The 25,752-nt window shown below is 73.4% G+C and carries 23 protein-coding genes and 1 pseudogene; 16 read left to right on the forward strand and 8 right to left on the reverse strand.

The features are described from left to right. Positions 1-24: 24 nt before the first annotated feature. Positions 25-777, forward strand: coding sequence for a class I SAM-dependent methyltransferase (locus tag AC3CH1_RS24620; protein WP_488464918.1), 753 nt, complete (start codon positions 25-27; stop codon positions 775-777). 61 nt (positions 778-838) lie between these two features. Here AC3CH1_RS24620 and AC3CH1_RS24625 read toward each other — a convergent pair whose 3' ends face one another. Continuing rightward, complete coding sequence (locus AC3CH1_RS24625; RefSeq protein WP_018487248.1) at positions 839-1,030, reverse strand: helix-turn-helix transcriptional regulator; 192 nt, start codon at positions 1,028-1,030, stop codon at positions 839-841. Positions 1,031-1,277: 247 nt separating this feature from the next. Between AC3CH1_RS24625 and AC3CH1_RS24630 the strand changes: the two genes are divergently transcribed. After that, positions 1,278-1,802 (forward strand): DinB family protein, encoded by a 525-nt coding sequence (locus tag AC3CH1_RS24630; protein WP_488464919.1) that lies wholly within the window; start codon positions 1,278-1,280, stop codon positions 1,800-1,802. A 78-nt stretch (positions 1,803-1,880) separates the two neighbouring features. On the opposite strand, the gene AC3CH1_RS24635 is transcribed toward AC3CH1_RS24630, so the two are convergent. Further along, complete coding sequence (locus tag AC3CH1_RS24635) at positions 1,881-2,807, reverse strand: sugar phosphate isomerase/epimerase family protein (RefSeq protein WP_488464920.1); 927 nt, start codon at positions 2,805-2,807, stop codon at positions 1,881-1,883. A 132-nt stretch (positions 2,808-2,939) separates the two neighbouring features. Between AC3CH1_RS24635 and iolC the strand changes: the two genes are divergently transcribed. The 7 genes from iolC (at position 2,940) to AC3CH1_RS24670 (ending at position 11,652) form a co-directional block, all read left to right on the forward strand. After that, the gene (gene iolC / locus AC3CH1_RS24640; protein ID WP_488464921.1) at positions 2,940-4,214 is read left to right on the forward strand and encodes a 5-dehydro-2-deoxygluconokinase; all 1,275 of its coding nucleotides are present in this window, start codon (positions 2,940-2,942) and stop codon (positions 4,212-4,214) included. Continuing rightward, positions 4,211-5,122: a Cgl0159 family (beta/alpha)8-fold protein gene (locus tag AC3CH1_RS24645; protein WP_488464922.1), complete on the forward strand. Its 912-nt coding sequence runs from the start codon at positions 4,211-4,213 to the stop codon at positions 5,120-5,122. Before iolC ends, AC3CH1_RS24645 begins: the two co-directional genes overlap by 4 nt. Next, a complete protein-coding gene (gene iolB / locus AC3CH1_RS24650) occupies positions 5,119-6,030 on the forward strand; it encodes a 5-deoxy-glucuronate isomerase (protein ID WP_488464923.1) in 912 nt (303 codons plus the stop codon). Before AC3CH1_RS24645 ends, iolB begins: the two co-directional genes overlap by 4 nt. Positions 6,031-6,116: 86 nt before the next feature. Beyond that, complete coding sequence (gene iolD, locus AC3CH1_RS24655) at positions 6,117-8,060, forward strand: 3D-(3,5/4)-trihydroxycyclohexane-1,2-dione acylhydrolase (decyclizing) (protein WP_488464924.1); 1,944 nt, start codon at positions 6,117-6,119, stop codon at positions 8,058-8,060. Between the two features lie 78 nt (positions 8,061-8,138). Next, positions 8,139-9,641 carry a CoA-acylating methylmalonate-semialdehyde dehydrogenase gene (locus tag AC3CH1_RS24660; RefSeq protein ID WP_274030154.1) on the forward strand — a complete coding sequence of 501 codons (1,503 nt, stop codon included), beginning with the start codon at positions 8,139-8,141 and terminating at the stop codon, positions 9,639-9,641. A gap of 113 nt (positions 9,642-9,754) precedes the next feature. Continuing rightward, the gene (locus tag AC3CH1_RS24665; protein ID WP_488464925.1) at positions 9,755-10,414 is read left to right on the forward strand and encodes a response regulator; all 660 of its coding nucleotides are present in this window, start codon (positions 9,755-9,757) and stop codon (positions 10,412-10,414) included. Then, positions 10,411-11,652, forward strand: a complete 1,242-nt coding sequence (locus AC3CH1_RS24670; protein ID WP_488464926.1) for a sensor histidine kinase — start codon at positions 10,411-10,413, stop codon at positions 11,650-11,652. Before AC3CH1_RS24665 ends, AC3CH1_RS24670 begins: the two co-directional genes overlap by 4 nt. Before the next feature lie 113 nt (positions 11,653-11,765). Here AC3CH1_RS24670 and AC3CH1_RS24675 read toward each other — a convergent pair whose 3' ends face one another. Beyond that, entirely contained in the window at positions 11,766-11,993 is a 228-nt protein-coding gene (locus AC3CH1_RS24675) for a DUF2283 domain-containing protein (protein WP_488464927.1), read from the reverse strand. Between the two features lie 35 nt (positions 11,994-12,028). Further along, positions 12,029-12,973, reverse strand: a complete 945-nt coding sequence (locus tag AC3CH1_RS24680) for a DUF4258 domain-containing protein (RefSeq protein WP_488464928.1) — start codon at positions 12,971-12,973, stop codon at positions 12,029-12,031. Positions 12,974-13,182: 209 nt separating this feature from the next. Between AC3CH1_RS24680 and AC3CH1_RS24685 the strand changes: the two genes are divergently transcribed. The 3 genes from AC3CH1_RS24685 to AC3CH1_RS24695 all read left to right on the forward strand — a co-directional run bounded on the left by AC3CH1_RS24685 (position 13,183) and on the right by AC3CH1_RS24695 (position 16,400). Further along, on the forward strand, positions 13,183-13,803 hold the full coding sequence (locus AC3CH1_RS24685) for a DUF4291 domain-containing protein (protein WP_488464929.1): 621 nt from the start codon (positions 13,183-13,185) through the stop codon (positions 13,801-13,803). Positions 13,804-13,924: 121 nt separating this feature from the next. Beyond that, positions 13,925-15,469 (forward strand): sensor histidine kinase, encoded by a 1,545-nt coding sequence (locus AC3CH1_RS24690; protein WP_488464930.1) that lies wholly within the window; start codon positions 13,925-13,927, stop codon positions 15,467-15,469. A 247-nt stretch (positions 15,470-15,716) separates the two neighbouring features. Beyond that, complete coding sequence (locus AC3CH1_RS24695; RefSeq protein ID WP_488466730.1) at positions 15,717-16,400, forward strand: response regulator; 684 nt, start codon at positions 15,717-15,719, stop codon at positions 16,398-16,400. Here AC3CH1_RS24695 and AC3CH1_RS24700 read toward each other — a convergent pair. Both AC3CH1_RS24700 and AC3CH1_RS24705 read right to left on the reverse strand, forming a co-directional pair. Beyond that, a pseudogene (locus AC3CH1_RS24700) lies at positions 16,317-17,078 on the reverse strand (phosphatase PAP2 family protein); the annotation flags it as partial. The gene AC3CH1_RS24695 and the pseudogene AC3CH1_RS24700 sit on opposite strands and share 84 nt — an antisense overlap. A 124-nt stretch (positions 17,079-17,202) precedes the next feature. Beyond that, positions 17,203-17,631 carry a GNAT family N-acetyltransferase gene (locus AC3CH1_RS24705; protein WP_488464931.1) on the reverse strand — a complete coding sequence of 143 codons (429 nt, stop codon included), beginning with the start codon at positions 17,629-17,631 and terminating at the stop codon, positions 17,203-17,205. A 143-nt stretch (positions 17,632-17,774) separates the two neighbouring features. Here AC3CH1_RS24705 and AC3CH1_RS24710 point away from each other — a divergent pair, with 143 nt between their 5' ends. The 4 genes from AC3CH1_RS24710 to AC3CH1_RS24725 all read left to right on the forward strand — a co-directional run bounded on the left by AC3CH1_RS24710 (position 17,775) and on the right by AC3CH1_RS24725 (position 24,006). Continuing rightward, entirely contained in the window at positions 17,775-20,429 is a 2,655-nt protein-coding gene (locus AC3CH1_RS24710; protein WP_488464932.1) for an alpha/beta fold hydrolase, read from the forward strand. Beyond that, positions 20,426-21,343, forward strand: a complete 918-nt coding sequence (locus AC3CH1_RS24715; protein WP_488464933.1) for an ABC transporter permease — start codon at positions 20,426-20,428, stop codon at positions 21,341-21,343. The genes AC3CH1_RS24710 and AC3CH1_RS24715 overlap by 4 nt, the downstream gene beginning before the upstream one ends. 250 nt (positions 21,344-21,593) lie before the next feature. Next, a complete protein-coding gene (locus AC3CH1_RS24720) occupies positions 21,594-23,195 on the forward strand; it encodes a vWA domain-containing protein (protein WP_488464934.1) in 1,602 nt (533 codons plus the stop codon). A gap of 343 nt (positions 23,196-23,538) precedes the next feature. After that, positions 23,539-24,006 (forward strand): anthrone oxygenase family protein, encoded by a 468-nt coding sequence (locus tag AC3CH1_RS24725; RefSeq protein WP_397916917.1) that lies wholly within the window; start codon positions 23,539-23,541, stop codon positions 24,004-24,006. 26 nt (positions 24,007-24,032) lie between these two features. Here the strand turns inward: AC3CH1_RS24725 and AC3CH1_RS24730 are convergent, their stop codons facing one another. Both AC3CH1_RS24730 and AC3CH1_RS24735 read right to left on the reverse strand, forming a co-directional pair. Then, on the reverse strand, positions 24,033-24,614 hold the full coding sequence (locus AC3CH1_RS24730; protein WP_488464935.1) for a GNAT family N-acetyltransferase: 582 nt from the start codon (positions 24,612-24,614) through the stop codon (positions 24,033-24,035). A 154-nt stretch (positions 24,615-24,768) separates the two neighbouring features. Further along, positions 24,769-25,644 carry a peptidoglycan-binding protein gene (locus tag AC3CH1_RS24735; RefSeq protein ID WP_488464936.1) on the reverse strand — a complete coding sequence of 292 codons (876 nt, stop codon included), beginning with the start codon at positions 25,642-25,644 and terminating at the stop codon, positions 24,769-24,771. Positions 25,645-25,752: the final 108 nt, after the last annotated feature.

The raw sequence follows: 25,752 nt of genomic DNA on the forward strand, positions 1-25,752 counted from the left end.
ACCCCATCGGAAAAGGGGGCCCGGATGGACCGGAACATACACACGACGGACGACGTACTGGCGCTGATGGACGGGCTGTTCGCCCCGGAAGCGGACCGCTGGACGGCCGACGGGGCGTCCTGGTGGGACGACTTCTACGCGGACCGTTCGAAGCCGGTGCCGTTCTTCGTGGAGAAGCCCGACGAGAACCTCGACGCCTATCTCCGGCAGGGGCTGATCACCCCGGGCAGAGCACTCGAGCTCGGCTGCGGGCCCGGCCGCAACGCGCTGCACCTGGCCTCGCTCGGCTTCACCGTCGACGCGGTCGACCTCTCCCCGGGAGCGCTCGCCTGGGCTTGGGAGCGGGCAGAAGGGGCGGGGGCCCGCGACATCCGGTTCCACCGCGGTGACGCGTTCGCCCTGACGACGGCGGGGGCAGCCCTGGCCGGCCCCTACGACCTGATCTACGACTCCGGTTGCTTCCACCACCTGCCGCCCCACCGGCGTATCAGCTACCTCGCCCTCCTGGAGCGCTGCCTCGCGCCCGGCGGCCACTTCGCGCTCACCTGCTTCGCCGCCGGGGAGGGCGGGATGGGCTCGGAGCTGCCGGACGCCGAGCTCTACCGGACGGGTGGTCTGCACGGCGGACTCGCCTACTCACCCGAGGCGTTGCGACGGATCTTCTCCGGCCTGACGGAGATCGAGCTGCGCCGGATGAACGACGAGGCTCCCGAATCCCCGCTCTTCGGGGAGCCGTTCCTCTGGACGGCCCTCTTCCGGGCGCCCGCCCGGGGCTGACGGGCCCTCACCGGGGAGGGTGGGGCACTGGGCGGGCGGGGGCGCTGTGCGGACGGAAGTGTCAGCGGCCCCGGTTGCGGGGGCGGGAGGCGACCCACGCGCGGACGGTGTCTCCGTACCAGTACGGCTTCCCGTTCTGCACCTGGTCGGGCGGGGGCAGGAGCCCGTGCTTGCGATAGGAGCGGACGGTGTCCGGCTGGACCTGGATGTGCGCGGCGATGTCCTTGTAGGACCAGAGCGTTCTGTCGGTCATCGGTGACACCTCTCAGCGCTTCTCTGCTCTGCTGCGCTCCGCAGCACAGACTGACGATCATTCAGTCCGTGCTCGGTTGAACGACCCCGGGCGCCAGGCGGCGTGTGGCTGTCGACCGACTGTGACAGAAACCACGCGTAACCGAGATATGTGTTCCGAAACGGTGACTCCTGTGGCAGAACGGATGAACCGGGGCCATTGGTGCGAGGCGGAGCCGTTGTCGGACCCGGGTGCCACGATGGGGACCATGAGCACTTCCGAACGCCCGATGCCCCCTCTGGTCGCCGATGAGCGTGTCTCCCTGGAGAGCTGGCTCGACTTCTACCGCGCCACCCTCGCCCAGAAGTGCGCGGACCTGCCCGAGAAGGGGCTGCGCGAGGCGTCCGCGGCGCCGTCGCCGATCACGCTGCTCGGACTGCTCCAGCACCTGGCGGAGGTCGAGCGCAACTGGTTCCGCCGCGTGCTCGCACAGGAGGACGCCCCGCCGCTCTTCGCGCCTCCGGCCGGCGGCGGGGAGGGAGCCGAGGGGCGTGACGGCGGCTGGGAGATCGCCGAGGACTCCACCCACGAGCGGGCGCTCGCCCAGTGGGAGAGCGAGGTGGCACGAGCCCGGGAGAACTGCGCGGCCCGGGCGCTCGACGACACCAGCCCGTTCATGGGCGCGCAGGTCACCCTGCGGTGGATCTACACCCACATGATCGGTGAGTACGCGCGGCACTGCGGCCACGCCGATCTGATCCGCGAACGCGTCGACGGAAGCACCGGAGTCTGACCCGGCGCACTCGGCGGACCCGGCGCACCCGGGGCGGTACGGGCAGCCGAGGGCCGGAACCCGACGCACCCGGCGGGCTCAGGCCGGGGCGCCGGGCCTTCCGCAGGAGCGGAGGAACTCCCGGGTGCGGCGGGCGATGGGGAACGGCTTGTCCGGCGGGCACGGATACATGTCCTGCTCCACGATCGCGAACAGGTCGACGTCCAGGGCCCGGGCCGCTTCCAGGACCGGCTCCAGGGCGGGCACCCCGCCGGGCGGCTCGCACATCACGCCCCTGGCCACCGCCGGGCCGAACGGCACCTCGTCCGCGACCACCGTCGCCAGGATCTCCGGATCGACCTGCTTGAGGTGGAGGTAGCCGATGCGTTCCCCGTACGTCTCGATGAGCTTGACGCTGTCCCCGCCGCAGTAGGCGTAGTGCCCGGTGTCCAGGCAGAGCGAGACGAGATCCGGATCGGTGGCGTCCAGGAAGCGGTTGACGTTCTCCTCGGTGTCGATGTGGGTGTCGGCGTGCGGGTGGACGACGATGCGCAGCCCGAACCGCTCCCGGACCTCCCGGCCCAGCCGCTCCGTCTGCGCGGTCAGCTCACGCCACTGCGCGGGCGTGAGCACCCGGTCCTCCAGCACCTCGCCCGTCTTGTCGTCGCGCCAGAAGGACGGGATGACGACCAGGTGCTCGGCGCCCATGGCCCGGGTCAGTCCGGCGATGTCCGCGACATGCGCCCATGTCCGGTCCCAGACGTCCGGGCCGTGGTGCAGTCCGGTGAAGACGGTCCCGGCGGAGACGGTGAGCCCCCGCTCGCGGGTCTCGTCGGCCAGCCGCGCCGGGTCGGTGGGCAGATAGCCGTACGGGCCGAGTTCGATCCACGCGTACCCGGCCTCGGCCACCTCGTCGAGGAAGCGCCGCCACGGCACCTGACGCGGGTCGTCGGGGAACCAGACACCCCAGGAGTCGGGGGCCGAGCCGATACGGATGCGGGCCGGGGGACGGACGGAGGGGGTCATACCGCCCAGCCTTGAGGCCCATGCCGAAGAGTGTCAAGGCTTCGTCCGAATGTCCGGACAAAATGTTGACAGGGTTCCGGGGAGGGGACTAGACCTGGGACCAGCCGGCCACCGGTGGTCGAAGGGATGGGCATGTCTGAGCCGTACGACGTGATCACCATGGGGCGGATCGGGGTGGACCTCTACCCCCTGGAGGTCGGGGTACCGCTCGCCCGGGTCGAGACGTTCGGCAAGTTCCTCGGCGGCTCCCCGACGAACGTCGCGGTGGCGGCGGCCCGGCTGGGGCGGCGGACGGCCGTGATCACCCGGACCGGGCAGGACGCCTTCGGCGCCTATCTCCACCAGGAGCTGGAACGGTTCGGGGTGGACGCCCGCTGGGCGACGGCCGTGGCGGAGTATCCGACCCCGGTCACCTTCTGCGAGATCTTCCCGCCGGACCACTTCCCGCTCTACTTCTACCGGCACCCCAAGGCCCCCGATCTGGAGATCCACGCGCCGGAGCTGGACCTGGACGCGGTGCGCGAGGCCCGGATCTTCTGGATGACCGGCACCGGACTGTGCGCCGAGCCCAGCCGCTCCGCCACCCTGGCCGCCCTCGCGGCACGCGGCGCGAGGACGGCCGACGCCCGCCCGGCCGGTGCGCCGCGCACGGCGACCGTCTTCGACCTCGACTGGCGGCCCATGTTCTGGGACGGCGGCGACGACAGCGCTGAGGCTCCCGCGCGGTACCGCGAGGCGCTGGCCCACGCCACGGTCGCCGTCGGCAACATCGACGAGTGCCGCATCGCGACCGGCGAACGCGAACCGTACGCCGCGGCCCGGGCCCTGCTCGCGGCCGGGGTGGAGCTCGCCGTCGTCAAACAGGGCCCCAAGGGCGTGCTCGCCGTCCACCGCGACGGCACCACCGCCGACTGCCCGCCCCTGCCCGTGGACGTGGTCAACGGACTCGGCGCGGGGGACGCGTTCGGCGGCGCGCTCTGCCACGGGCTGCTCGCCGGATGGCCGCTGGACCGCCTCGTGCGGTACGCGAACGCGGCCGGCGCCATCGTCGCCTCCCGGCTCGCCTGCTCGTCCGCGATGCCCTTCCCACACGAGGTCGAGGGGGCCCTCGCGGCCGGAGCCGTGACGGCCGACCCGGGTGCCCCGGCGGCCCCGCACGCCCCGGCAGCCCCGGATACCCCGGCAGCCCTGGATACCCCGGCCGACCCGGGTGCACCGGTGGCCCCGGGTGCACCGGCCGACCCGGATGCCCCGGATACCCCGGCCGACCCGGGTGCACCGGCGGCCCCGCACGCCCCGGCCGACCCGGATACCCCAGCCGACCCGGCGGCCCCCGGCGGCTCGGCCCCCGATGCCCCGGCCGGAGATGCTCCCACCGGAGACGCCCCCACCGGAGCGGGCTCATGACGCCTCTCGCGCCCTCCCTCGCCGAGCTCGTGCGGCTGCGAGCCGAGCGCCCCGAAGCCATCGCCGAGGCCGCCGCGCGACGCAAGCGGCGGAGTCTGATCCGGTACCCGGGCGACCGGCTGATGATCATCGCGGCGGACCACCCCGCGCGCGGCGCGCTCGCGGTGGGGGACCGGCCCCTCGCCATGGCCAACCGCTTCGAGCTGCTGGAGCGGCTCTGCCTCGCCCTCTCCCGCCCCGGCGTGGACGGAGTGCTGGCCTCCGCCGACGTCCTGGACGACCTTCTCCTGCTGGGAGCCCTGGAGGACAAGGTCGTGATGGGCTCGATGAACCGCGGCGGGCTGGCCGGAGCCGCGTTCGAGCTCGACGACCGGTTCACCGGCCACCGCCCCGAGGACCTGGTCCGCCACGGGTTCGACGCGGGGAAGCTGCTGCTGCGCATCGACCACGACGACCCCGGCTCGCTGGACACCCTGCACACCGCCGCGCGGACCATCGACGCGATGGCGGCGCACCGGCTGCCCGTCTTCGTCGAGCCGTTCCTCTGCCGGCGCCTCGACGGCCGCCTCCGCAACGATCTCGGCGCCGCAGCCGTGGCGACCTCCATCGCCATCGCGTCGGGCCTCGCCGGGACGTCCGCGTACACCTGGCTGAAGGTCCCCGTTACCGACGACCCCGACGCCATGGCCCGGGCGATGGAAGCCTCCACCCTGCCCGCCGTCCTGCTCGGCGGCGAGGTCGGCGACGACCAGGACGCCGCGTACGGGAAATGGCGCGACGCGCTGCGGCTGCCCACCGTGCGGGGGCTGGTCGTGGGCCGCTCGTTGCTCTACCCGGTCGACGGGGACGTGGCGTGTGCCGTCGACACCGCCGTATCGCTGCTCGGCACGGGTAGGGAAGAGCCATGACGAAGCATCACCCCCCTGAGCGGGACCACCGGTACCACCTGCCGGCCGGCAGCGTCGCGCGCGGGGCGTACGCCGTGGACATCGACCCCGAGCGGGCCGGCTGGGACCGGTCGGCCCTGCGGGTGCTGGAGCTGGAACCGGGAGAAGTTCACACGCTCGACACCGGCGGAAGCGAATGGATCGTCCTGCCGTTGGCCGGTGCATGTACGGTGCTTACGGCAGGCGAGACCTTTGAACTGCTGGGCCGGGAAAGCGTGTTCAGCGGGGTCTCCGACTTCGCCTACGTACCGCGCGACTCCCACGCACAGATCGCCTCCGGCGCAGGTGGCCGCTTCGCCCTGGCAGGAGCGAAGTGCGAGCGACGACTCCCCGCTCGCTACGGCCCCGCGCCGGAGGTACCCGTCGAGCTGCGCGGCTCCGGGACCTGCTCGCGCCAGGTGAACAACTTCGCCGCCGCCGACACCTTCGACTGCGACCGGCTGATCGCCGTCGAGGTGCTCACCCCCGGTGGCAACTGGTCCTCGTACCCGCCCCACAAGCACGACGAGCACGTGCCGGGCGAGGAGTGCGAACTGGAGGAGATCTACTACTTCGAGGTCGCGGACGGCGGGATCGGCTACCACCGGGTCTCCCCGTCGCGCGAGGGCGGTACGGACGTCCTCGCCGAAGTGCGCGGCGGCGACGCCGTCCTCATCCCCGACGGCTGGCACGGGCCGTCCATCGCCCCGCCCGGCCGGACGCTGTACTACCTGAACGTGATGGCCGGGCCGGGGGAGGAGCGCGCCTGGCTGATCCGCGACCACCCCGACCACCGATGGATCCGCGACACCTGGCCAGGCGAGCCGATCGACGCCAGACTCCCGCTGTACACGGCGCATCCGTCGCCCGGCCCGGAGGTAACGCCTTGAGCCCGACGAGTCCCGCGAGCCCGACGAGTCCCGCGCACCCGACGAGTCCCGCGAACCCGACGCGTTCCGCGAGCCCGACGAGCTCCGTGAACCCCCACGGCCCGACCCGCCGGCTGACCACCGCTCAGGCCCTGGTCGCCTTCCTGGCCCGGCAGTACACCGAGCGCGACGGCCGCCGACAGCGGCTCATCAGCGCCACCTGGGGCATCTTCGGGCACGGGAACGTCGCGGGCATCGGCCAGGCACTCGTCGAGGCGGGCGGCGGCCGGAGCGGCAGCGGCGACGGGAGCGGGCCCGCGCACCGCATGCCCTACCTCCAGGGCCGCAACGAACAGGCCATGGTGCACGCGGCCGTCGGATACGCCCGTCAGTCGGGGCGGCTCTCCGCGCACGCGGTGACCACGTCCATCGGCCCGGGGGCCACCAACCTCGTCACCGGGGCCGCCCTCGCGACGATCAACCGCCTGCCCGTCCTCCTCCTGCCCGGCGACACCTTCGCGACCCGCCCCGCCGACCCCGTACTCCAGCAGCTGGAAGTGCCCTACGCGGGCGATGTCTCGGTCAACGACTGTCTGCGCCCCGTCTCGCGCTACTTCGACCGGATCACCCGGCCCGAGGCGCTGATCCCGGCCGCGTTGCAGGCGATGCGCGTCCTCGCCGACCCCGCCGAGACCGGCGCCGTCACGCTCGCGCTGCCGCAGGACGTGCAGGCGGAGGCGTACGACTGGCCGCGGGAGTTCTTCGCCGAGCGCGACTGGCACGTCCGCAGGCCCGCCCCCGACGCGTACGAACTGGAGACCGCGGTACGGGCGGTACGCTCCGCCCGCCGCCCCCTGATCGTCGCCGGCGGCGGGGTCCGGCACAGCGCGGCCGAGGAGACGCTCGCCGCGTTCACCGCCGCGACCCGCATCCCGGTCGCCTCCACCCAGGCGGGCAAGGGCGCGCTCCGCCACGACCACCCGGCCGACGTCGGCGGCATCGGCCACACCGGCACCGCCACCGCCGACCAACTGGCCCGCACCGCCGACCTGGTGATCGGCGTCGGCACCCGCTTCTCCGACTTCACCACCGCCTCCGGCACGCTCTTCGCCGATCCGGCCGTCCGCTTCCTCCACCTCAACATCACTGGCTTCGACGCCCACAAGCTGGCCGCCCTCCCCCTGGTCGCCGACGCCCGCGCGGGCCTGGAGGCGCTCACGGCGGCGCTCGCCGGACGCGGCTACCGGGTCGACCCGGCGTACGAGACGGAGTACACCGGCGCGAAGGAAGCGTGGGAGGCACGGGTCGAGGCATCCTTCGCCACCCCCGACCCCACCGCACGCCCCACCCAGACCCAGGCCCTCGGCCTGCTGGACGCCCTGGTCACCGAGGACGACATCATCGTCAACGCCGCGGGCTCCCTCCCCGGCGACCTGCACAAGCTCTGGCGCACCCGCTCCCGCGACCAGTACCACGTCGAGTACGGCTACTCCTGCATGGGCTACGAGATCCCCGCCGCGATCGGCGTCCTGCTCGCCGACGGAGTCCGTACGCCGCGCCGCCCCGTCTGGGCGCTCGTCGGCGACGGCACGTACCTCATGAACCCCACCGAGATCGTCACCGCCGTCCAGGAGAACCTGCCGCTGAAGCTGCTCATCCTGCAGAACCACGGATACGCCTCCATCGGCGGCCTCTCCGAGACGGTCGGCGCCGAGGGCTTCGGCACGGCCTACCGCCGCCGGGACGCCGACGGCGGCTTCACCGGCCCGCCGCTCCCCGTCGACCTGGCCGCCAACGCGGCCTCCCTCGGCATGCGCGTCCTGCGCGCCACCACCGTCGACGACCTGCGCGCGGCACTCTCCGAGGCCCGTGGCGCGGAGGGCCCCACTTGTGTCTACGTCGAGACCGAAACGCCCGACACAGTGTCGGGCCCCCCTCCGGCACAGGCGTGGTGGGATGTTCCGGTAGCCGAGACCGCGAGCCGCCCGGCGGCGGTCAAGGCCCGGGAGGAGTACGACCGGCAGGTCGCCGCCCGACGCCGCCATCTGTGAAGCCCGCCTGAACCCGCGCGAACCCGCTCGAAGCCACTCGCACCGGCCGGAGCGGCAAGAAGCCTGAAGGAGTACGTCATGACGAAGACCGTCAACCACTGGATCGGCGGCAAGACAGTGGAGGGCACGTCGGGCCAGTACGGTCCCGTCACGGACCCCGCCACCGGCGCCGTCACCACCCAGGTCGCGCTCGCCTCCGTGGAGGAGGTCGACGCGGCCGTGGCGGCGGCGAAGGCCGCGTACGCGACGTGGGGCACCTCCTCGCTCGCCCAGCGCACCACCGTCCTCTTCCGCTACCGCGCCCTGCTCGACGCCCACCGCGACGACATCGCCGCGCTGATCACCGCCGAGCACGGCAAGGTGCACTCGGACGCGCTGGGCGAGGTCGCCCGCGGTCTGGAGATCGTCGAGCTGGCCTGCGGGATCACCACCCAGCTCAAGGGCGAGCTGTCCACCCAGGTGTCCAACCGGGTCGACGTCTCCTCGATCCGCCAGTCGCTGGGCGTCGTCGCGGGCATCACGCCGTTCAACTTCCCGGCCATGGTGCCGATGTGGATGTTCCCGCTGGCCATCGCCTGCGGCAACACGTTCGTGCTGAAGCCCAGCGAGAAGGACCCCTCGGCCGCCAACCTGCTGGCCGAGCTGGCCTCGGAGGCCGGCCTCCCGGACGGCGTCCTCAACGTCCTGCACGGCGACAAGGTCGCCGTCGACGGCCTGCTGAACCACCCCGACGTGGCCGCCGTCTCCTTTGTCGGCTCCACCCCCATCGCCCGCCACATCCACGCCACCGCCTCCGCCAACGGCAAGCGCGTCCAGGCGCTGGGCGGCGCGAAGAACCACATGCTCGTCCTCCCGGACGCCGACCTGGACGCGGCCGCCGACGCGGCGGTCTCGGCGGCGTACGGCTCCGCGGGCGAGCGCTGCATGGCGATCTCCGCCGTCGTCGCGGTCGGCGCGATCGGCGACGAACTGGTCGCGAAGATCCGTGAGCGCGCCGAGAAGATCACGATCGGCCCCGGCAACGACCCCGCCTCCGAGATGGGTCCCCTGATCACGGCCGCCCACCGCGACAAGGTCGCCTCCTACGTCACGGGCGCCGCCGCCCAGGGCGCGGAGGTCGTCCTGGACGGCACCGGCCACACCGTCGAGGGCTTCGAGGACGGCCACTGGATCGGCCTCTCCCTCCTGGACAAGGTCTCCACCGACTCCGACGCGTACAGGGACGAGATCTTCGGCCCGGTGCTGTGCGTGCTCCGCGTGGACACCTACGAGGACGGCGTCGCCCTCATGAACGCCTCCCCGTTCGGCAACGGCACCGCGATCTTCACCCGCGACGGCGGCGCGGCCCGCCGCTTCCAGCTGGAGGTCGAGGCAGGCATGGTCGGCGTCAACGTCCCGATCCCGGTCCCCGTGGGCTACCACTCCTTCGGCGGCTGGAAGGACTCGCTCTTCGGCGACCACCACATCTACGGCAACGACGGCGTGCACTTCTACACGCGCGGCAAGGTCGTCACCACCCGCTGGCCCGACCCGGCCGACGCCCCCGCCGGCGTGGACCTCGGCTTCCCGCGCAACCACTGACCACCCCGGCCCGGGTTCCCGCCCGCTCGTAGCGATGGTGCTACGGGCGGGCGGTTTTGTGTTTGTCATACCCTTTGTGGGCTCGTGGAGTGCGGGGCAGGGGGGAAACACAGGTGATCAGGGTCGTCGTCGTGGATGACGAGCTGTTGGTTCGTTCGGGTTTGCGGGCGATCCTCGACTCGGCGGGGGACATCGGGGTGGTGGCGGACTGCGGCGGGGCGGAGGCGGCGGCGACGGTCGCGCGCCACCGGCCGGACGTGCTGCTGCTGGACATCCGGATGCCCGACGTGGACGGACTGGCCGTGCTGGGGCAGATCGCCGCCCTGTCGCCGGCCCCCGCGATCGCGATGCTGACGACGTTCGACGCGGGGGAGTACGTGGAAGCCGCCCTGACAGCCGGAGCGGCCGGCTTCCTGATGAAGAACTCGTCCCCCGAGCAACTGAAGCACGCCGTAAGGGTGCTGGCGGGCGGCGGCCGCGTCCTCGCCCCCGGGGCCATGGCCCCGGTCGTCGACGGCTGCCGGGCCTCCGCCACCACGCGTGACGCGGCGCGCCGGGTGGCGGTCCTGACCGAACGGGAACGTCATGTGCTCGCCCTGGTGCGCCGCGGCCTCTCCAACGGCGACATCGCCGGGCGGCTGTACCTGGCCCACGGCACGGTGAAGGACCACGTCAGCTCGGTGCTCGCGAAGCTGGGCGGCGTCAACCGGGTCCAGGCCGCCGTCGTCGCCGACCGTGCCGGGTTGGCCGACCCGCCGGTACGGGAGCGATGAGCGCCGACGTACGGCCGGCAGCGGTACGGCGGAGCGCCCCACCGCAACAACCGCCCGAGCAGCAGCAGCAGCACCAGCACCAGCAGCACCAGCAGCACCAGCAGCACCAGCCGACGCCGCAGCGGCCGCCCCGGACCTCCGGAGCGCGGAACCTGCGGCGGCTCAGGTCGGCCGGCCTTCCGGTGGGCGTGGCCGCCCTGGACGGGCTGGTCGTCAACGCCGCCCAGGCGGGCCCGGTGCTGTGGGGCGCTCTCGCCGCCGCCGGGGCGCTCGTCCTGCGGCGGCGGCAGCCCGAACTGGCGCTCGCGGCGGGCCTCCCCGGGTTCTACCTCGGCCATCTGGCGTTCGCGCCGCTGATCGCCCTGTACTTCCTGGCGACCCACCGCCGCAGCCCGATCCCCGGGGCCGTCGGTGCGGTGCTGGTCGCGCTGGCGCAGTTCCTCCCCGTCCCGATCGGGGACATCGCCCTGCTCCGACTCGACCACGACACCGTGCTGGGCACGCTCGACTCCTGCGCGCTCGGCGTCGGCGCCTTCGTGCTGGGCCGGTCGGCCCGGCAGCGGCGGGAGAGGCTGCGCGAGATCACGGAGAGCAGGGAGCGTGAGCACCGGCTGCTGGCGCGCAACACCCTGGCCACCGAACGGGCCAGGCTGGCCCGGGAGATGCACGACGTCGTCGCCCACAAGGTCAGCCTCATCAGCCTGCAGGCGGGGGTGATCCAGGTCGCGGAGGCCGACGCTCCCGGGGTACGGGAAGCGGCGGGAGTGATCCGCGGCCTGTCGGTGGAAACGCTCACCGAGCTCCAGCACCTGGTCGGGGTGTTGCGCGCGGACGGCGGGAACACCCGGGACCTCGCCCCGCAGCCCCGCATCGCCGACCTGGGCACGCTGGTGGAGGAGAGCGCTCTGCCCGTCGAGCTGCACCTGGGGGACCTGGCGGGCCCGCTTCCCGAAGCCGTGGAACGTGCCGCGTACCGGACGGTGCAGGAAGCGCTCACCAACGTACGCAAACACGCTCCCGGCGCCGGGAGCGAGGTGCGGGTGGGGCTCGTCGCCGGGCGACTGCGCGTGGAGGTGCGCAACACCGCCGCCGACGGGACGGCCGCCCCGCCGGGGCTGCCCGCCGGCGGCAACGGCCTCGTCGGCCTGCGGGAACGGGCACACCTGCTGGGAGGCTCGTTCACCGCGGCGCGGCTTCCCGGCGGCGGCTTCCTCGTCCGAGCCGAGTTCCCGGCCTGACGGTCTTCTCCGGCCTGACCGGTTTCTCGGCCTGACCGTCTCTTCCGGCCTGACCGTCTCTTCCGGCCTGACCGGTTTCCCGGTCCGACCGGTTTCCGCCCTGCCGTTCGTTCTTACCGGTCGGTGCGCGGGGCCGGACGGAGAAGCTCCTCCGGCAACCCGGCGCGGGCTCCGACGACCTCGATGCCGAGCAGCCGCCCCGCCTCGTCGAAGTCGAGGTTCAGGTCCGCGCCCCCGCCGGGGGTCTCGACGGTGACCTGCCGGACGGCGGCTCCGTCCGCGATGTGCTCGACGAGGGAGACGTACGCGAGGTCGTTCTCGCGGTCGTACTCGATGTACATGGGTTCCCTTCCGTTCCGCTCCAGGGGAGTGGGGGTCAGTTGCGGCCGACGGACACGACGTTGCCGGCCTTGTTGACCACGACCCAGATCTTTCCGCTGACGTACTTCCAGGTACCGGCCGACTTGCCCTTGGTCTTCTTGCCGTTCTTCACGGTACGCGCGACCATTTCCTCGCTGATGCCCCGCTGGGCCATCCGCTGGGCGGCGTGCTTGGAGATGCTCTTGACGCCGGTGGACAGCAGGAGCCGCCCGGCGACGATGGCGAGCGGGATGAACCACGCGGGGTCGGCGACCACGGGGTACGCGGTGTTCGGCCCGGGACGCACGGTCTGGACGAGCGCACCGCCCTCGACGCGGTACTCGGTGGGCACGTCCTCGCCGTTCGCGTCCTTCGCCCAGGGCACGTCGAAGGCGCCGAGATAGGTGTCACCCTGGCTCACCAGGATGCTGCCGTCCTCCAACTGCTCGGTCACCGCGTCGGCGGGCAGGTCGAGCGGGAAGCTGTACTCGGTCGGCGCCTGTGCGTCCCGCAGCGTGACCAGGGCCCGCACCCCATCCCGGTTCGGCTGCACCGCGAGGTCGAATCCCTCCTCGGCGTCGGCGTACACGATCGTCCCGCCGGTGCTGCGTACGGCGGCGGAGTGAGCGCCGCCGGGCAGGCCGAACCGGACGGTGTCCTCGCCGTAGGCGGACTCCACCGCCCCGTCGGCTGTGGCGGGGGCGGTGATCCGCGCGGGGTGCGCGTCGGTAGGCACCTCGGAGCGGGTGGCACCACCCGCGAGGGCGGTCCCGGGGACGAGGTCGGCGGTCCCCGTGACGCGCTCCACCGCTTCGGCGGCCTGCACGACCCGCTCGGTGGACATGCTGTCGGCCCGTGCGCCCGACGCGGTGAGCAGTACGGCGCCGGCGGTGCAGGCGGCCACGAGTATCCGGGCCGCGCCGCGGTGGGGGAGGAGGGAATGATTGGTGGTGCGAGACATGTGGGTCCTTGCTGCAGGCCAGAGGGCAGGCCCCTGGTGAACGTCAACGCCGAGCAGCCTCGCAGCGCAACGGAGCCGGGGGTATCCGCCGGCCGGGGGCCCGGGCCCCCGCCGATCGGCGGGGGCCCGGGACCGGCTCCCCATGGGCCGGGCTGGGCCGGGGGAAAACGGGATGCCCCGGCGTGGGCGCCTCCCGCATCCTGTGACTCATGAACGCCCCGCTCCTCCCGCCCCGTTACGAGATCCGCGCCCGGCAGACAGCCACCACCGTCACCGTCTACCAGGCGTACCGCCCCGCCATCGGGCTGCCCGCCGCACGCGACGGGCGGTTCCCCGAGGCCTGGAAGCGGGACCGGATGACCTGGATCAAGCCCAGCTTCCTGTGGATGATGTACCGGTGCGGCTGGGGCACGAAGGAGGGGCAGGAGGTCGTCCTCGCCGTCGAGATCGACCGGAACGGCCTGGAATGGGCCCTCGCGCACGCCGAACTCTCCCACTACGCACGCGATGTGCACCCCGACGCCGCGTCCTGGAAGCGGAGCCTGCGCACCGCCCCCGCCCGGGTCCAGTGGGACCCCGAACGCGACCTCGACCTGAACCCGCTCCCGTACCGTTCCCTCCAGCTCGGGCTGAGCGGTGAGGCCGCCCGGCGGTACGCGGACGAGTGGACCGTGTCCGTCCGCGATGTCACCCCGCTCGCGCGCGAGGTGCACGCGGCGGTCCGGGCGGGGGAGCGCGAGAGGGCCGCGGCCCTGCTGCCCGTGGAGACACCGCTCGACCTCGCCGCGCCCCGGCCGGTGCGGGGCGCCTCCGTGGCGTCGGAGATGTGACTTTCGGCAGTGCCGGAAGGCTCCTGGTCTCCGTAGCCTCTCCCTCGTGAACAGCTTCTTCCCCAGGAACAGGACCGCTCGTGGGCCCGGCCCCAGGTGGGCGGATCCAGGAGGCCTGCTGGTGCCCGCCGCGGCGGCCTTCGGCGCGCTGAGCCTGGTCGGTTGGTGGTGGGGCCTGCCGACCGCGCTCGCCGCGTTCGTCGCGGGGCGGGGCCCGGGGCGCGGTCGAACCGTCGTCCTGGTCCTGGCCGGGACGCTCGTGGCCGGAGCGGTGGCGGTGGCGGTGTTTCCGCCCCTGCTCACTCTCGGGACGCAGTTCGTCGCGGTGGTCGTCCTCGCGGTGCTGGTGCCCTGGTTCGTGGGACGGTTCTCCCGTCAGTACCGGGAGCTGGTCCGGGCCGGCTGGGAGAGGGCCGAACAGCTGGAGCGGGAGAAGCAGTTGGTCGCCGAGCAGGCGAGGCTGCTGGAGCGGGCCCGGATCGCCCGGGACATGCACGACGTGCTGGGCCACGACCTCAGCCTGATCGCCCTGTCCGCCGGGGCCCTGAAGCTGGCGCCCGGCCTGGACGAGCGGCATCGGCAGGCCGCCCAGGACATCCGGGGCAGGGCCGGCGCGGCGGTGGAGCGGCTCGGCGAGGTGATCGGCGTCCTCCGCGAGGAGAGCGAGGGCCCGCCGGAGGGGCCGCGGGACTCCGACATCGCCCGGCTCGTCGGCGACGCGGCCGCCTCCGGGCTCGACGTCGAACTGACGGTCGCCGGAGAGGCGGCTGGCCTTCCGCCCGCCGTCGAACGCGCCGCCCACCGGGTCGTGCAGGAAGGCCTGACCAACGCGGCCAAGCACGCGCCGGGCCGGTCCGTGCGCGTCGAGCTCTCGCACACGGCGACCGAGACCCGGGTGGTGGTCCGCGACGGAGATCCGGCGACACCGCCCGGGCCCCCGGGCGAACGGCCGGCCGGGCAGGGGGGTTGGGGGCTCGCCGGGTTCGGGGAGCGTGGCCTGGCCGGGCAGGGAGGCCAAGGGCTCGCCGGGTTCGGGGAGCGTGGACCGGCCGGGCAGGAGGGCTGGGGGCTCGCCGCGTTCGGGGAGCGTGGGCGTGCCGGGCACGAGAGCGGGGGGCTCGCCGGGCATGGGGGCCGAGGCCTCATCGGGCTGGACGAGCGCGTCCGGCTCGTCGGCGGCACCCTCGACCACGGGCCCCGGGACGGCGGCTTCACCGTCGACGCCCGGCTGCCCCACCAAGCCCCGGCCCAGCCCGCGCCCCGGCCCGCCGCCGACGGCGCGGTGCTTGCCGGGCCGGCCGGCTACCGACGGGCGCGGCGGCGGGTCCGCCGCACCCTGCTCACCGCGCTGGCCGTGCCGCTGGCAGCGGGCGCGGTGCTGCTCGCCGGGGTCGGGATGTGGGAGACGGTGGCCGCGTCCCGGTCCGTCCTCGACCCGCGCGACTACGCCCGGCTGCGGGTGGGGCAGGATCGGGCCGACCTACGGAAGGTGCTGCCGGACCGGCAGTCGGTGGAGCGGCCCGCGGGCGCCGGGCCGGAGGAACGAGGGGTGACGTGCGAGTTCTACGCGATGACGGCCGACCGCTTCGACGACCGGTCCGGAGACGCGTACCGGCTCTGCTTCCGGGACGGCAGGCTGGTCTCCCGCGACGCGCTGACACCGTGAGCGCCCGATGAGCCGCCCGGACGCGGCACGCCCGGACGCGGCACGCGCGAACGCGCCCGGGGCGAACGCGCCCGGGGCGAACGCGCCCGGGGCGGACACGACCCCGGCGGCGGACACGCCCCGGGCGAGCGCGACCCATGCCACGGACACGGCCCCCGCGCACCCGACCCGAACGGCGCACACGACCCCCGCGCACCCGGCATCGGCAGCGCACACGGCCCCGGCGGACACGCCCCCGGCCGGAACGATCCGGGTCCTCGTCGCCGACGACGAGCCCATGATCCGGGCCGGTGTCCGCGCCGTCCTCGCCAGCGACCCGGGCATCGAGGTCGTCGCCGAGGCGGCCGACGGGCACGAGGCGGTGGAGCTGGCCCGGGCGTACCGCCCGCACGTGGCCGTCCTCGACGTAAGGATGCCGGGGGCCAACGGGATCGACGCCGCGGCCGAGATCCGCCGCACCCTGCCCGCCACCGGCGTCGTCATGCTGACCACGTTCGGCGAGGACGACTACATCCTGCGGGCGCTGGGGTGTGGGGCCGCCGGATTCCTGATCAAGTCCGGCGAGCCCGAGGAACTCGTCGCCGGGGTGCGGTCGGTGGCCGAGGGCGCCGCCTATCTGTCACCGAAGGTCGCCGCCCGCGTGGTGGCGCACCTCGCGTCCACCGGGGCCGGGGCCCTGGCCGGCCGGCGGGACGCGGCCCGGGAGCGGGTCGCCGGGCTGACTCCCAGGGAACGCGAAGTGCTGTCGCACCTCGGCGGCGGGCTGTCCAACGGGCAGATCGCCCGGCGGCTGCACCTGGTCGAAGGCACGGTCAAGGCGCACGTCAGCTCCGTCCTGGCCCGCCTCGGCGTCGACAACCGGGCCGCGGCCGCCGTCGTCGCCCACGAGGCCGGGATCCTGCCCCCACCCCCACCGCCGGAGCAGCGCTGAGACGAGCAGCTCGGCCGGGCGGCCCAGCACGAGGAGCAAGGAGGCGACGACCGCCCCGCCGAGCAGGACGCCGGCGATCACGTCGTGCGGGTAGTGGACTCCCACCAGGACCCGCAGCAGTGCCGCCGCCACGGCCAACGGCAGCGTCACGGCGGCGAGTCGGGGCCGCCGCACCGCCAGCCCGACCGCGAGGGCGGCGGCCAGGGTGGCGTGGTTGCTCGGGAACGACCAGTCGCCCGGCTCGGGGCACGCGGCGACCGCCCGGGCGCCGTCCAGCGCCCGGCACGGACGCTCCTCGTCGACGATCAGCTTCAGCGCCTCGCTGACGGCGTACGCCACGACCGTCCCGGCGCCGATGAGTACGGCCCCCGCCATCGCGCCCGTGTCCCTCCGGCGTACCGCTGTCCAGGAGACCGCGAGCAGCAGCAGGCCGAGAACGATCAGCGTGGCCTCGGAGGACAGCTCCAGGAGGTGCCCCAGCCACCCCGGACCGTCCTCTACCGCTCCCGTCAGCGACCGGTAGAGGGTTACGGAATCCCCCTCCGTGACCTCGGTCGGCCCGGGCCGCCCCAGGCCCCCGGGCGACAGCATCCCGATCACGGCCGCCGCCGACGCCAGCAGCGCGGGCGAGCCGAAGAGCCGTACTGGCCAGTGGTGTTGATGTGTGTGCTTTGCCATGCTGCGAACGTACGAAGGCACCACCTTCCGGCGCGGGGGCCGAACGGCAGGAGCTGCCCCCGACGAAGGTCAGGGTTGACGCCCGGGAGCGCCCCGGCCGTATCCCGATCCCGCACGAGGTGCACTATTCCTGCGCGGTACCGTCCCCGAACTCCCACGTCAGCATCGTGAACCCGCCGTCGTCCCCCGCCCCCGCCGACCGGTACGTCGCGAGCGCCGCCTCGTTGCCGTCCTCCACGCCGACCCACAGGTCGTAGCACCCCCGCTCCCGGGCGATGTCCACGAGCGCGAGCGTCAGGGCCCTGCCGATGCCCCGGCGTCGGAACGGGTCGTCGACGGCGAGTTCGTACAGGCACATCTCCGTGCCCTTGTCCGGGTGCAGCATCTCGATGCCCGTGACGAAGCCGGCCGGGACGCCGTCCACGTACGCGATCAGCAGCGCATGACCGTCCGCCGCGAGGAAGCGGGCGGCCCATTCCTCGCGGGGCGGTGCGTCGTAGAGGTGGCCGGCGGCCAGGAGTTCCCTGACGGTCGTAGCGCGGCGAATGTCCACAATGGCCTCCCGAGGCAAGGGGTCTGAAGGCATTCTGTACCGCGTCCGGAGTACGGCGGGGGCGCACCGTACCTCTCAGGGAGGCTGCCCGCCTCCCCCCGGGGGCACGCAACCGGCTTGCGTCCTCCGCTTAGGGTCGAGGGATGGAGACCCCTACTGCTCGATGGCGGCGCCTGCTGCCCCGTACACCTGGCCGGTGGGCCGCGGTCGGCGCCGCGCTCGCCGTGCTCGTGGGCGGCGGCACCTGGACCGCCGTCGCCGACGACGGCACGCCCGCCGTGCAGCGCGAGGACCGGACGCTGCGCATGGACGGCGTGCCGATCGACACCTCGTACTTCCGCGCCGAAGGCTCCGGCAAGCGGCCCGCCGTGCTCATCGGACACGGCTTCGGCGGCAGCAAGAGCGACGTGCGGGCCCAGGCCGAGAAACTGGCCGCCGACGGGTACGCCGTGCTGACCTGGTCGGCGCGCGGCTTCGGCAAGTCCGGCGGGGAGATCTCCCTCAACGACCCGGACCACGAGGTCAGGGACGTCTCGCGGCTCATCGACTGGCTCGCGACGCGACCCGAGGTGCAGCTCGACGAGAAGGGCGACCCCCGGGTCGGGCTCACCGGCGCCTCCTACGGCGGGGCCGTCTCGCTGCTCGCCGCCGGCCACGACGAGCGGGTCGACGCCATCGCGCCCGTGATCACCTACTGGAACCTCGCCGACGCCCTCTTCCCCGACGGGGTCTTCAAGAAGCTCTGGGCCGGGATCTTCATCACCACCGGCGGCGGCTGCGAGAAGTTCGAGAAGCGGCTCTGCGAGATGTACGAGCGGGTCGCCGTCAGCGGCAAGCCCGACGCCGAGGCCGTCGACCTCCTCACCGAGCGGTCGCCGTCCGCCGTCGCCGACCGCATCAAGGTCCCCTCGCTCCTCCTCCAGGGGCAGTCCGACTCCCTCTTCCCGCTCGGCCAGGCCGACGCCATGCAGAAGGCCATCAGCGCCAACGGCGCCCCCGTCTCCGTCGACTGGATCTCGGGCGGGCACGACGGCGGCGACAACGAGACCGAGCGGGTCCAGGGCCGGGTCGGCTCCTGGTTCGACCGCTATCTCAAGGAGGACACCGGAGGCGGCACCGGGCCCGCCTTCCGTGTCACCCGCACCGGAGGCGTCGACTCCACCGACGGCGCCGCCCTGCTGCGCGGCGCGAGCGGCGACACCTACCCGGGGCTGCGCAACGGCGGCCGGGACATCGCGCTCGGCGGCGGGACGAAGACGTTCCGCAACCCGGCCGGCGCCGCACCGCCCGCCATCTCCGCCGTCCCCGGCGTCGGCGGCGGACTCGCCCAGCTCTCCTCCCTCGGCGTCGGGCTCTCGCTCGACTTCCCCGGACAGTTCGCCCGCTTCGAGTCCGCCCCGCTGGACACCTCCGTACGCGTCACCGGCACGCCCACCGTGAAGGTGAACGTGAAGGCCGACGGCGACCGGGACGCGGTGCTCTTCGGCAAGGTGTACGACGTGTCGCCGGACGGCAGGCAGCAGGTGCTGCCCCACCAGCTCGTCGCCCCCTACCGCATCACCCCCGACCAGCAGGGCAAGCCGGTCGAGCTGGCGCTGCCCGCCGTGGACCACGAGTTCGACGCCGGACACCGGATGCGACTGGTGTTCTCCGCGACCGACCTCGGCTACGCGTCCCCGGCCGAGCCCGCCACGTACACCGTCACCGCCGACGGACCGCTGACCGTCCCCACCACGCCCGCCGTGAAGACCGCTGCGGCCACCCTCCCGTGGTGGACCTGGGGCCTCCCGGCCGCCGCCCTCGTCATCGCGGCCGGTCTGCTGCTCACCGCCCGCCGCCGGACCGCGACACCCGCGCCGGACCCCGCGCTCACCGACGTACCGCTCCAGATCACCGGTCTCTCGAAGAAGTACGCGAAGGCGGTCGACCGGTACGCCGTGCGCGAGCTGTCCTTCCGCGTCGAGAAGGGCCAGGTCCTCGGGCTTCTCGGACCCAACGGCGCGGGCAAGACGACCACCCTGCGCATGCTCATGGGGCTCATCAGCCCCGACGAGGGCGAGATCCGCGTCTTCGGGCAGGCGATCCGGCCGGGAGCACCGGTGCTGTCCCGGGTCGGGGCGTTCGTGGAGGGGGCCGGATTCCTGCCCCACCTCTCCGGGCGCGCCAACCTCGACCTGTACTGGCAGGCCACCGGCCGGCCCGCCGAGGACGCGCACATCGAGGAGGCCCTGGAGATCGCGGGCCTCGGCGACGCGCTCGCCCGTGCCGTACGGACGTACTCCCAGGGCATGCGGCAGCGGCTCGCCATCGCCCAGGCCATGCTCGGCATGCCGGACCTCCTCATCCTCGACGAGCCGACCAACGGGCTCGACCCGCCGCAGATCCGCGAGATGCGGGACGTGATGATCCGGTACGCGGCCGGCGGCCGGACCGTCATCGTCTCCAGCCACCTCCTCTCCGAGGTCGAACAGTCCTGCACCCACCTGGTCGTCATGGACCGGGGCCGGCTCGTCCAGGCCGGTCCGGTCGCCGAGATCACCGGATCCGGCGACATGATCCTGGTGACCACGGCCGAGGAGGTGTCCGAGCCGCTGGCGGAGAAGGTGGCCGCCCTGCCCGGCATCGGCTCCGCCGCCCGCACCGACGACGGGCGCGGACTCCTCGTCCGCCTCGACGGGGCCACCACCTCCCGGCTGGTATCCGATCTCGTCCGGCTCGACGTCCCGGTCACCGGTGTCGGACCGCACCGCCGCCTGGAGGACGCCTTCCTCACCCTCATCTCCGGAGGAGCAGCATGAGCGCCCCCGTCCAGCCCCCCGAGGCCCGGGTGGAGACCGAACACCCGGAGGCCCCCGGCTACCGCGCCGGGCGCACCCTTCCCCTCCGCGTCGAGGCCATGCGGCAGTTGCGCCGACGGCGCACCCTGCTGATGGGCGGAATCCTCGCCGCCCTCCCCTTCATCCTGATCATCGCCTTCGCGATCGGCGGCACGCCGGACGGCGAGGACGGCGGAGGAGGCGGGGGCGGCGGGGGCGGCGGCCGGATCAACCTGATGGACGTGGCGACCGAGTCCGCCGCGAACTTCGCCGCCACCTCGCTGTTCGTCTCGGCCGGATTCCTGCTGGTGGTGCCGGTGGCCCTGTTCTGCGGGGACACGGTCGCCTCCGAGGCGAGCTGGTCCTCGCTGCGCTATCTGCTCGCCGCGCCCGTGCCGCGCGTCCGGCTGCTCTGGTCCAAGCTCGTCGTCGCCCTCGGCTTCAGCCTGGCCGCGATGGTGCTGCTGCCGCTCGTCGCCCTGGTGGCGGGCACGGCGGCCTACGGGTGGGGGCCGCTGAAACTGCCCACCGGGGGAGCGTTGTCCGCCGGCGACACGGTGCCCCGCCTCGCGATCGTCGTGGCCTTCATCTTCGTCTCCCAACTGGTCACCGCGGGCCTGGCGTTCTGGCTGTCCACGAAGACGGACGCCCCGCTCGGCGCGGTCGGCGGCGCGGTGGGCCTCACCATCGTCGGCAATGTGCTCGACGCGGTCACCGCGCTGGGCTCCTGGCGCGACTTCCTCCCCGCGCACTGGCAGTTCGCCTGGGCCGACGCCCTCCAGCCGCAGTTGGAGTGGGGCGGCATGATCAAGGGCACGGCCGTATCAGTGACCTATGCCCTGATCCTGTTCGCGCTGGCCTTCCGCGGGTTCAGTCGTAAGGACATCGTGTCCTGAACCTGATGTTCCGCCGGTTCCCGGCCGCTTCCTGTCCGCTGTTGCCGCATCGAGATGGTTCCGCAACGCTTTCGTCGACTCCGGTCGGCGACCCCGTACGTCACATTCACAGATGTCGAGGACATCGTGACGACGTGGGGGGCTACACATGCAGCAGGCAGGCCGACGACACGAGAAGCGGGCGGAAGGCAGGACGACAGGCAGGACGGGGGGCCGGGCGGGGGGCCGGGCGGGGGGCCGGGCGGGAGCCATGGCGCTCCTTCTGGCGGGCACCATGGCTCTCACCGCGTGCGGCAGCGGCGACAGCACGTCGGATGGCACGCCCGAACTGAGTTCGGACACGCGCAACGGGCAGGGATCGACCGGCGGCGGGCAGCCCGCCCCCGACGGGGCGGCGCCCGAGAAGGGACGGTCGGCCGCGCCGACGGGCGAGTCCGGGGACGCGGCCGGGCTGGACGTCCCGGCGCCCGACTACCTCTCCACCTTCGCCCTGGACGTGGACACCGCCAGCTACGGCTACGCGCGCCGCACCCTCGGTGACGGCAGGCTGCCCTCTCCCGAGGAGGTGCGCCCCGAGGAGTTCGTCAACAGCTTCCGCCAGGGGTACGAACGGCCGAAGGGCCCCGGCTTCTCGGTGAACGTCGACGGGGCGCGCATCGGCTCCGGGAAGGGCGGGGGCGGGGGAACCGGAGCCTCCGACTGGTCGCTGCTCCGCGTCGGCCTGGCCACTGAGGCCGCCCCCTCGACCGCCGAACGGCCGCCCGCGGCCCTCACGTTCGTCGTCGACATCTCGGGGTCCATGGCCGAGACCGGCCGCCTGGACCTGGTCAGGAAGTCGCTGACCATCCTCGCCGACGAACTGCGCGACGACGACTCCATCTCCCTGGTCACCTTCAGCGACGAGGCCGAGACCCGGCTGCCGATGACCCGCATGAAGGGCAACCGGAACCGGATCAAGGACGTGGTGGAGGAGATGCGGCCGACGCAGTCCACCAACGTCGAGGCGGGCATCACCCTCGGCTACGAGGAGTCGGTCGAGGGCCACCGCAAGGGCGCCACCAACCGGGTCGTGCTCCTCTCCGACGCGCTGGCCAACACCGGCGACACGGAGGCCGACGGGATCCTGGAGAAGATCGAATCCACCCGCCGGGAGTACGGCATCACCCTCTTCGGCGTCGGCGTCGGCAGCGACTACGGCGACGCGTTCATGGAGCGGCTCACCAACAAGGGCGACGGGAACACCACGTACGTCGGTGACGAGGCGCAGGCCCGCAAGGTCTTCGTCGACCAGCTGCCCGCCCACCTGGAGATCCGGGCCCGCGACGCCAAGGCCCAGGTGGCGTTCGACCGGAAGACCGTAAAGAGTTTCCGGCTGATCGGCTACGAGAACCGCAAGGTCGCCGACGAGGACTTCCGCGACGACAGCGTCGACGGCGGCGAGGTGGGCCCCGGCCACACGGTGACCGCTCTGTACGCCGTACGGCTGCGCGAGGGCGCGTCCGGCACCGTGGCCAGGGCCACCGTGCGCTGGCTCGACCCCAAGACCCGCGAGGCCCAGGAGGAGACCGGCACCGCGAGGACCGGGGCGATCGACGGATCGCTGTGGGGCGGCGGGAGCGACCGGCTCCAAGTAGCGGCCGTGGCTGCCTACTTCGCCGACCACCTGCGGGGCGGCGACCTGCCCGGCGCACCCGGCCTCGGTGAACTCGCCTCGCGGGCCACAGGGTTGGCGGAGGCGACCGAGGACAGCTCCGTCACGAAGCTGGCCAAGGCCATCGGGCAGGCAGACCGGATCGAGCGGGGATCCGGAACGGACGACGAGCCGGAACCGAGCGAGGGCGAGATCGGCTGAGGCGGATCGGCCGAGGGGCCGAGGCGCCGAGCGGGCGGGGAGCCGAGCGGGACGAGGAGGACGGGCGGACCGAGGAGGACGTGTGTCCTGGGCGGTCAGCTCGGTCCGCCCGTCTTCCTCGGTCAGCTCGGCCCGGCCGGACTGGGCGGTCAGCTCGGTCCGCCCGTCTTCCTCGGTCAGCTCGGCCCGGCCGGACTGGGCGGCCAGCTCGCTCGCCCGCCCAGCCCGGCCGGGCCGCCACGTCGCAACGGCGCAACCGAGGCCAAGTCCGAGGCCGAGTCCGAGGCCGAAGCTCGTCGCACGGGCATGCGAAAATAGGTCCGATGGATCGCCGTTCCGGGTCATGATGTCCGCCATGACCTCCCTCTTCCTCGTGCTCGCCACGATCGTCAACGGCCTTTACGCGGGCTTCATGCTGACCTTCCTGATCGCGATCATGCCCGGCCTCGCGGACCTGACGGACGAGCAGTTCACGACGGCCATGCGCCGCTTCAACGAGAAGGTCCCCGGCCCGGTCTTCCTGGTCCTGTTCCTCGGCGTCGTCGCCCTGCCCGCCGCCGCGTTCTTCACCGGCCTGGGCGAGCACGGCGAGGCGGCGGGGCCCGCCATCCTGGGGGCGCTGATCTGCGTGGTCGCCGGTCACCTGGTGACCGTGGTCGGGAACATCCCGCTCAACAACGCCCTCGCCGCCTCCGAGGGCGGCGACGACCGTGCGGCCCGCGCGGCCTTCGAATCCCGCTGGAACACCCTCCACCAGGTGCGCACCGCGTTCGCGCTGGTGGCGTGCGTCCTGCTGGCCGTCGCGCTGTAGGGCCAGGGCTCTCCGTACGCGGGGGGCTACCGGTCTCCCGACTCCGCCTCCGCCCGCTGGGGGTGACGGGGGCCGAGCAGCACCACGAGAGCGGCCGCGCCGGGCACGGGCGCGTCGACCCGCTGCCAGCCGGCCCGCTCGTACAGGCGCAGCGCCGCCTCGGCCCGCACGGAGGTCAGCAGCCAGCAACGGCCGTCCGGGGCGGGCCCCGTCACCGCGTGCAGCAGCGCCGCCCCGAGCCCCGCACCGTGCGCCTCCGGCGCCACCGCCAGCTCGTTCACCTCCAGCGCACCGCAGAGCCACGCCCGCGTCCGTCCGGGCCCGAGGGCCTCGGCGACCTGCCCGTAGCTTCGGTCGGCCGGAAAGACCTCCGGGGTGATCCAGGCCGTGGCGAAACCCGCTACCGTCCCCCCGGCCGTCGCCACCGACGCCGTGAAACCGGGCCGGAGCGCGTCCCGTGCGAGCCGCTCCGCATAGGCGTCGGCCTGCGCCGGATCCTCGTTCCAGGGCGGGGCCGCGAACGCCCGCGCGTACACGTCGCGGATCCCGTCGGCGTACCGGTTCAGCTCGTCGGCCGCCACCGTTCGCACCCCGGCCGTCGCCGTCATCGCACCGTCCCTCGGATCTCGTCGGCGATCCATCGGCGGATCACCGGCAGCGCCACCGGCGCAGTGGGGGAACCCTAGTGAACTGCCGTGATCGCCCGCACGGTCCGGCTCCTGCACCCCCGGCGGCGAGCGGGAGGAGCCGGACGCGCCGCGGTCACACGTTGGGCACCTTGAGCCGGTCCCAACTGCTCTTGCCGGGAATGCCGTCCGCGTCGTCGCCCGAGTAGCCCAGCTTGCGCTGCCAGGCGGCGTACGACTTCCGGTCGGCCTCGGACCAGGCCGGGCCGGGGCCCGCCGTGTACCGGCCGCAGCCCTCGGACACCAGACGCTTGCCCATGGCCGTGACGACCGCGCTGTTGCGGCCGACCTTGAAGAACGCGGATCCGGGGAACGGCTCGTACGTCGGCTTCGGCGGCGGATCGGAGGGCCCGTCCGGGGAACCGCCCAGCCGCTTGGCGATCCGCGAGCGCATCGCGTTCATGGTGAACCCGCGCGGATCGACCTTGCCCGGCTGCCACTCCAGGTGCCCGATCACCGACCGCTGCGACCAGCCGTGCGCCCGGCAGACGGCGGCGGCGGCCCGCTCGATCGCCAGCAGCTGGGCCGCCGGCCAGGGATCCTTGCCGTCACCGAGGTTGACGCACTCGAAGCCGTAGAAATGCCGGTTGCCGTCGGTGTTGGCCTCGTTGTCCGGGGGCAGTGCCTTCTCCGCGACGACGGCGCGCAGGACGTCGTCGTCGCCGAGCCCGGCGTGGTTGGCCCGGCCGTTCCCCACGAGGTGGACGGTCCCGTCCTTGGCGATGACCCCGTGGCAGAGCGGGCCGGGCAGGGCGGAGTGGCCGTTGTAGCAGAGTTCGACCGAGGAGGCCGTGCCCGAGGTGACGGTGTGATGGATCATCACGCCGTGCGTCGGACCCCAGGGTCCTTTGTGGTTCCGGTTGTTGGTACGCCAGCTCCGGTGTTCGACGACGTGGAGACCTTCGTCGCGGAGGGCTTTGAGCAGCCTGGCTGCAGACAGCGGCGTCGCCATCGCGGCGCTCCTTTCCCTGATGGTGCGTAGTTCACGCGGGTGCTTCGGTGTGGGGTCGGCGGGACCGGCGGGCGGACGGCGGCGCGGAGCCGCGTACGCGTGCCGGGT

It is taken from the genome of Streptomyces sp. MGP-P1 (assembly GCF_057766565.1).

What these genes read in the sequence shown, in the direction of transcription:
- AC3CH1_RS24635 (WP_488464920.1), bottom strand. Translation starts at nt 2,807, where the DNA reads ATGACCCCCTCCGTCCGTCCCCCGGCCCGCATCCGTATCGGCTCGGCC.
- AC3CH1_RS24715 (WP_488464933.1), top strand. Translation starts at nt 20,426, where the DNA reads ATGAGCGCCCCCGTCCAGCCCCCCGAGGCCCGGGTGGAGACCGAACAC.
- AC3CH1_RS24710 (WP_488464932.1), top strand. Translation starts at nt 17,775, where the DNA reads ATGGAGACCCCTACTGCTCGATGGCGGCGCCTGCTGCCCCGTACACCT.
- AC3CH1_RS24675 (WP_488464927.1), bottom strand. Translation starts at nt 11,993, where the DNA reads ATGTACATCGAGTACGACCGCGAGAACGACCTCGCGTACGTCTCCCTC.
- AC3CH1_RS24730 (WP_488464935.1), bottom strand. Translation starts at nt 24,614, where the DNA reads ATGACGGCGACGGCCGGGGTGCGAACGGTGGCGGCCGACGAGCTGAAC.
- AC3CH1_RS24625 (WP_018487248.1), bottom strand. Translation starts at nt 1,030, where the DNA reads ATGACCGACAGAACGCTCTGGTCCTACAAGGACATCGCCGCGCACATC.
- AC3CH1_RS24630 (WP_488464919.1), top strand. Translation starts at nt 1,278, where the DNA reads ATGAGCACTTCCGAACGCCCGATGCCCCCTCTGGTCGCCGATGAGCGT.
- iolB (WP_488464923.1), top strand. Translation starts at nt 5,119, where the DNA reads ATGACGAAGCATCACCCCCCTGAGCGGGACCACCGGTACCACCTGCCG.
- AC3CH1_RS24725 (WP_397916917.1), top strand. Translation starts at nt 23,539, where the DNA reads ATGATGTCCGCCATGACCTCCCTCTTCCTCGTGCTCGCCACGATCGTC.
- iolC (WP_488464921.1), top strand. Translation starts at nt 2,940, where the DNA reads ATGTCTGAGCCGTACGACGTGATCACCATGGGGCGGATCGGGGTGGAC.
- AC3CH1_RS24685 (WP_488464929.1), top strand. Translation starts at nt 13,183, where the DNA reads ATGAACGCCCCGCTCCTCCCGCCCCGTTACGAGATCCGCGCCCGGCAG.
- AC3CH1_RS24645 (WP_488464922.1), top strand. Translation starts at nt 4,211, where the DNA reads ATGACGCCTCTCGCGCCCTCCCTCGCCGAGCTCGTGCGGCTGCGAGCC.
- AC3CH1_RS24670 (WP_488464926.1), top strand. Translation starts at nt 10,411, where the DNA reads ATGAGCGCCGACGTACGGCCGGCAGCGGTACGGCGGAGCGCCCCACCG.
- AC3CH1_RS24720 (WP_488464934.1), top strand. Translation starts at nt 21,594, where the DNA reads ATGGCGCTCCTTCTGGCGGGCACCATGGCTCTCACCGCGTGCGGCAGC.
- AC3CH1_RS24660 (WP_274030154.1), top strand. Translation starts at nt 8,139, where the DNA reads ATGACGAAGACCGTCAACCACTGGATCGGCGGCAAGACAGTGGAGGGC.
- AC3CH1_RS24680 (WP_488464928.1), bottom strand. Translation starts at nt 12,973, where the DNA reads ATGTCTCGCACCACCAATCATTCCCTCCTCCCCCACCGCGGCGCGGCC.
- AC3CH1_RS24620 (WP_488464918.1), top strand. Translation starts at nt 25, where the DNA reads ATGGACCGGAACATACACACGACGGACGACGTACTGGCGCTGATGGAC.
- AC3CH1_RS24735 (WP_488464936.1), bottom strand. Translation starts at nt 25,644, where the DNA reads ATGGCGACGCCGCTGTCTGCAGCCAGGCTGCTCAAAGCCCTCCGCGAC.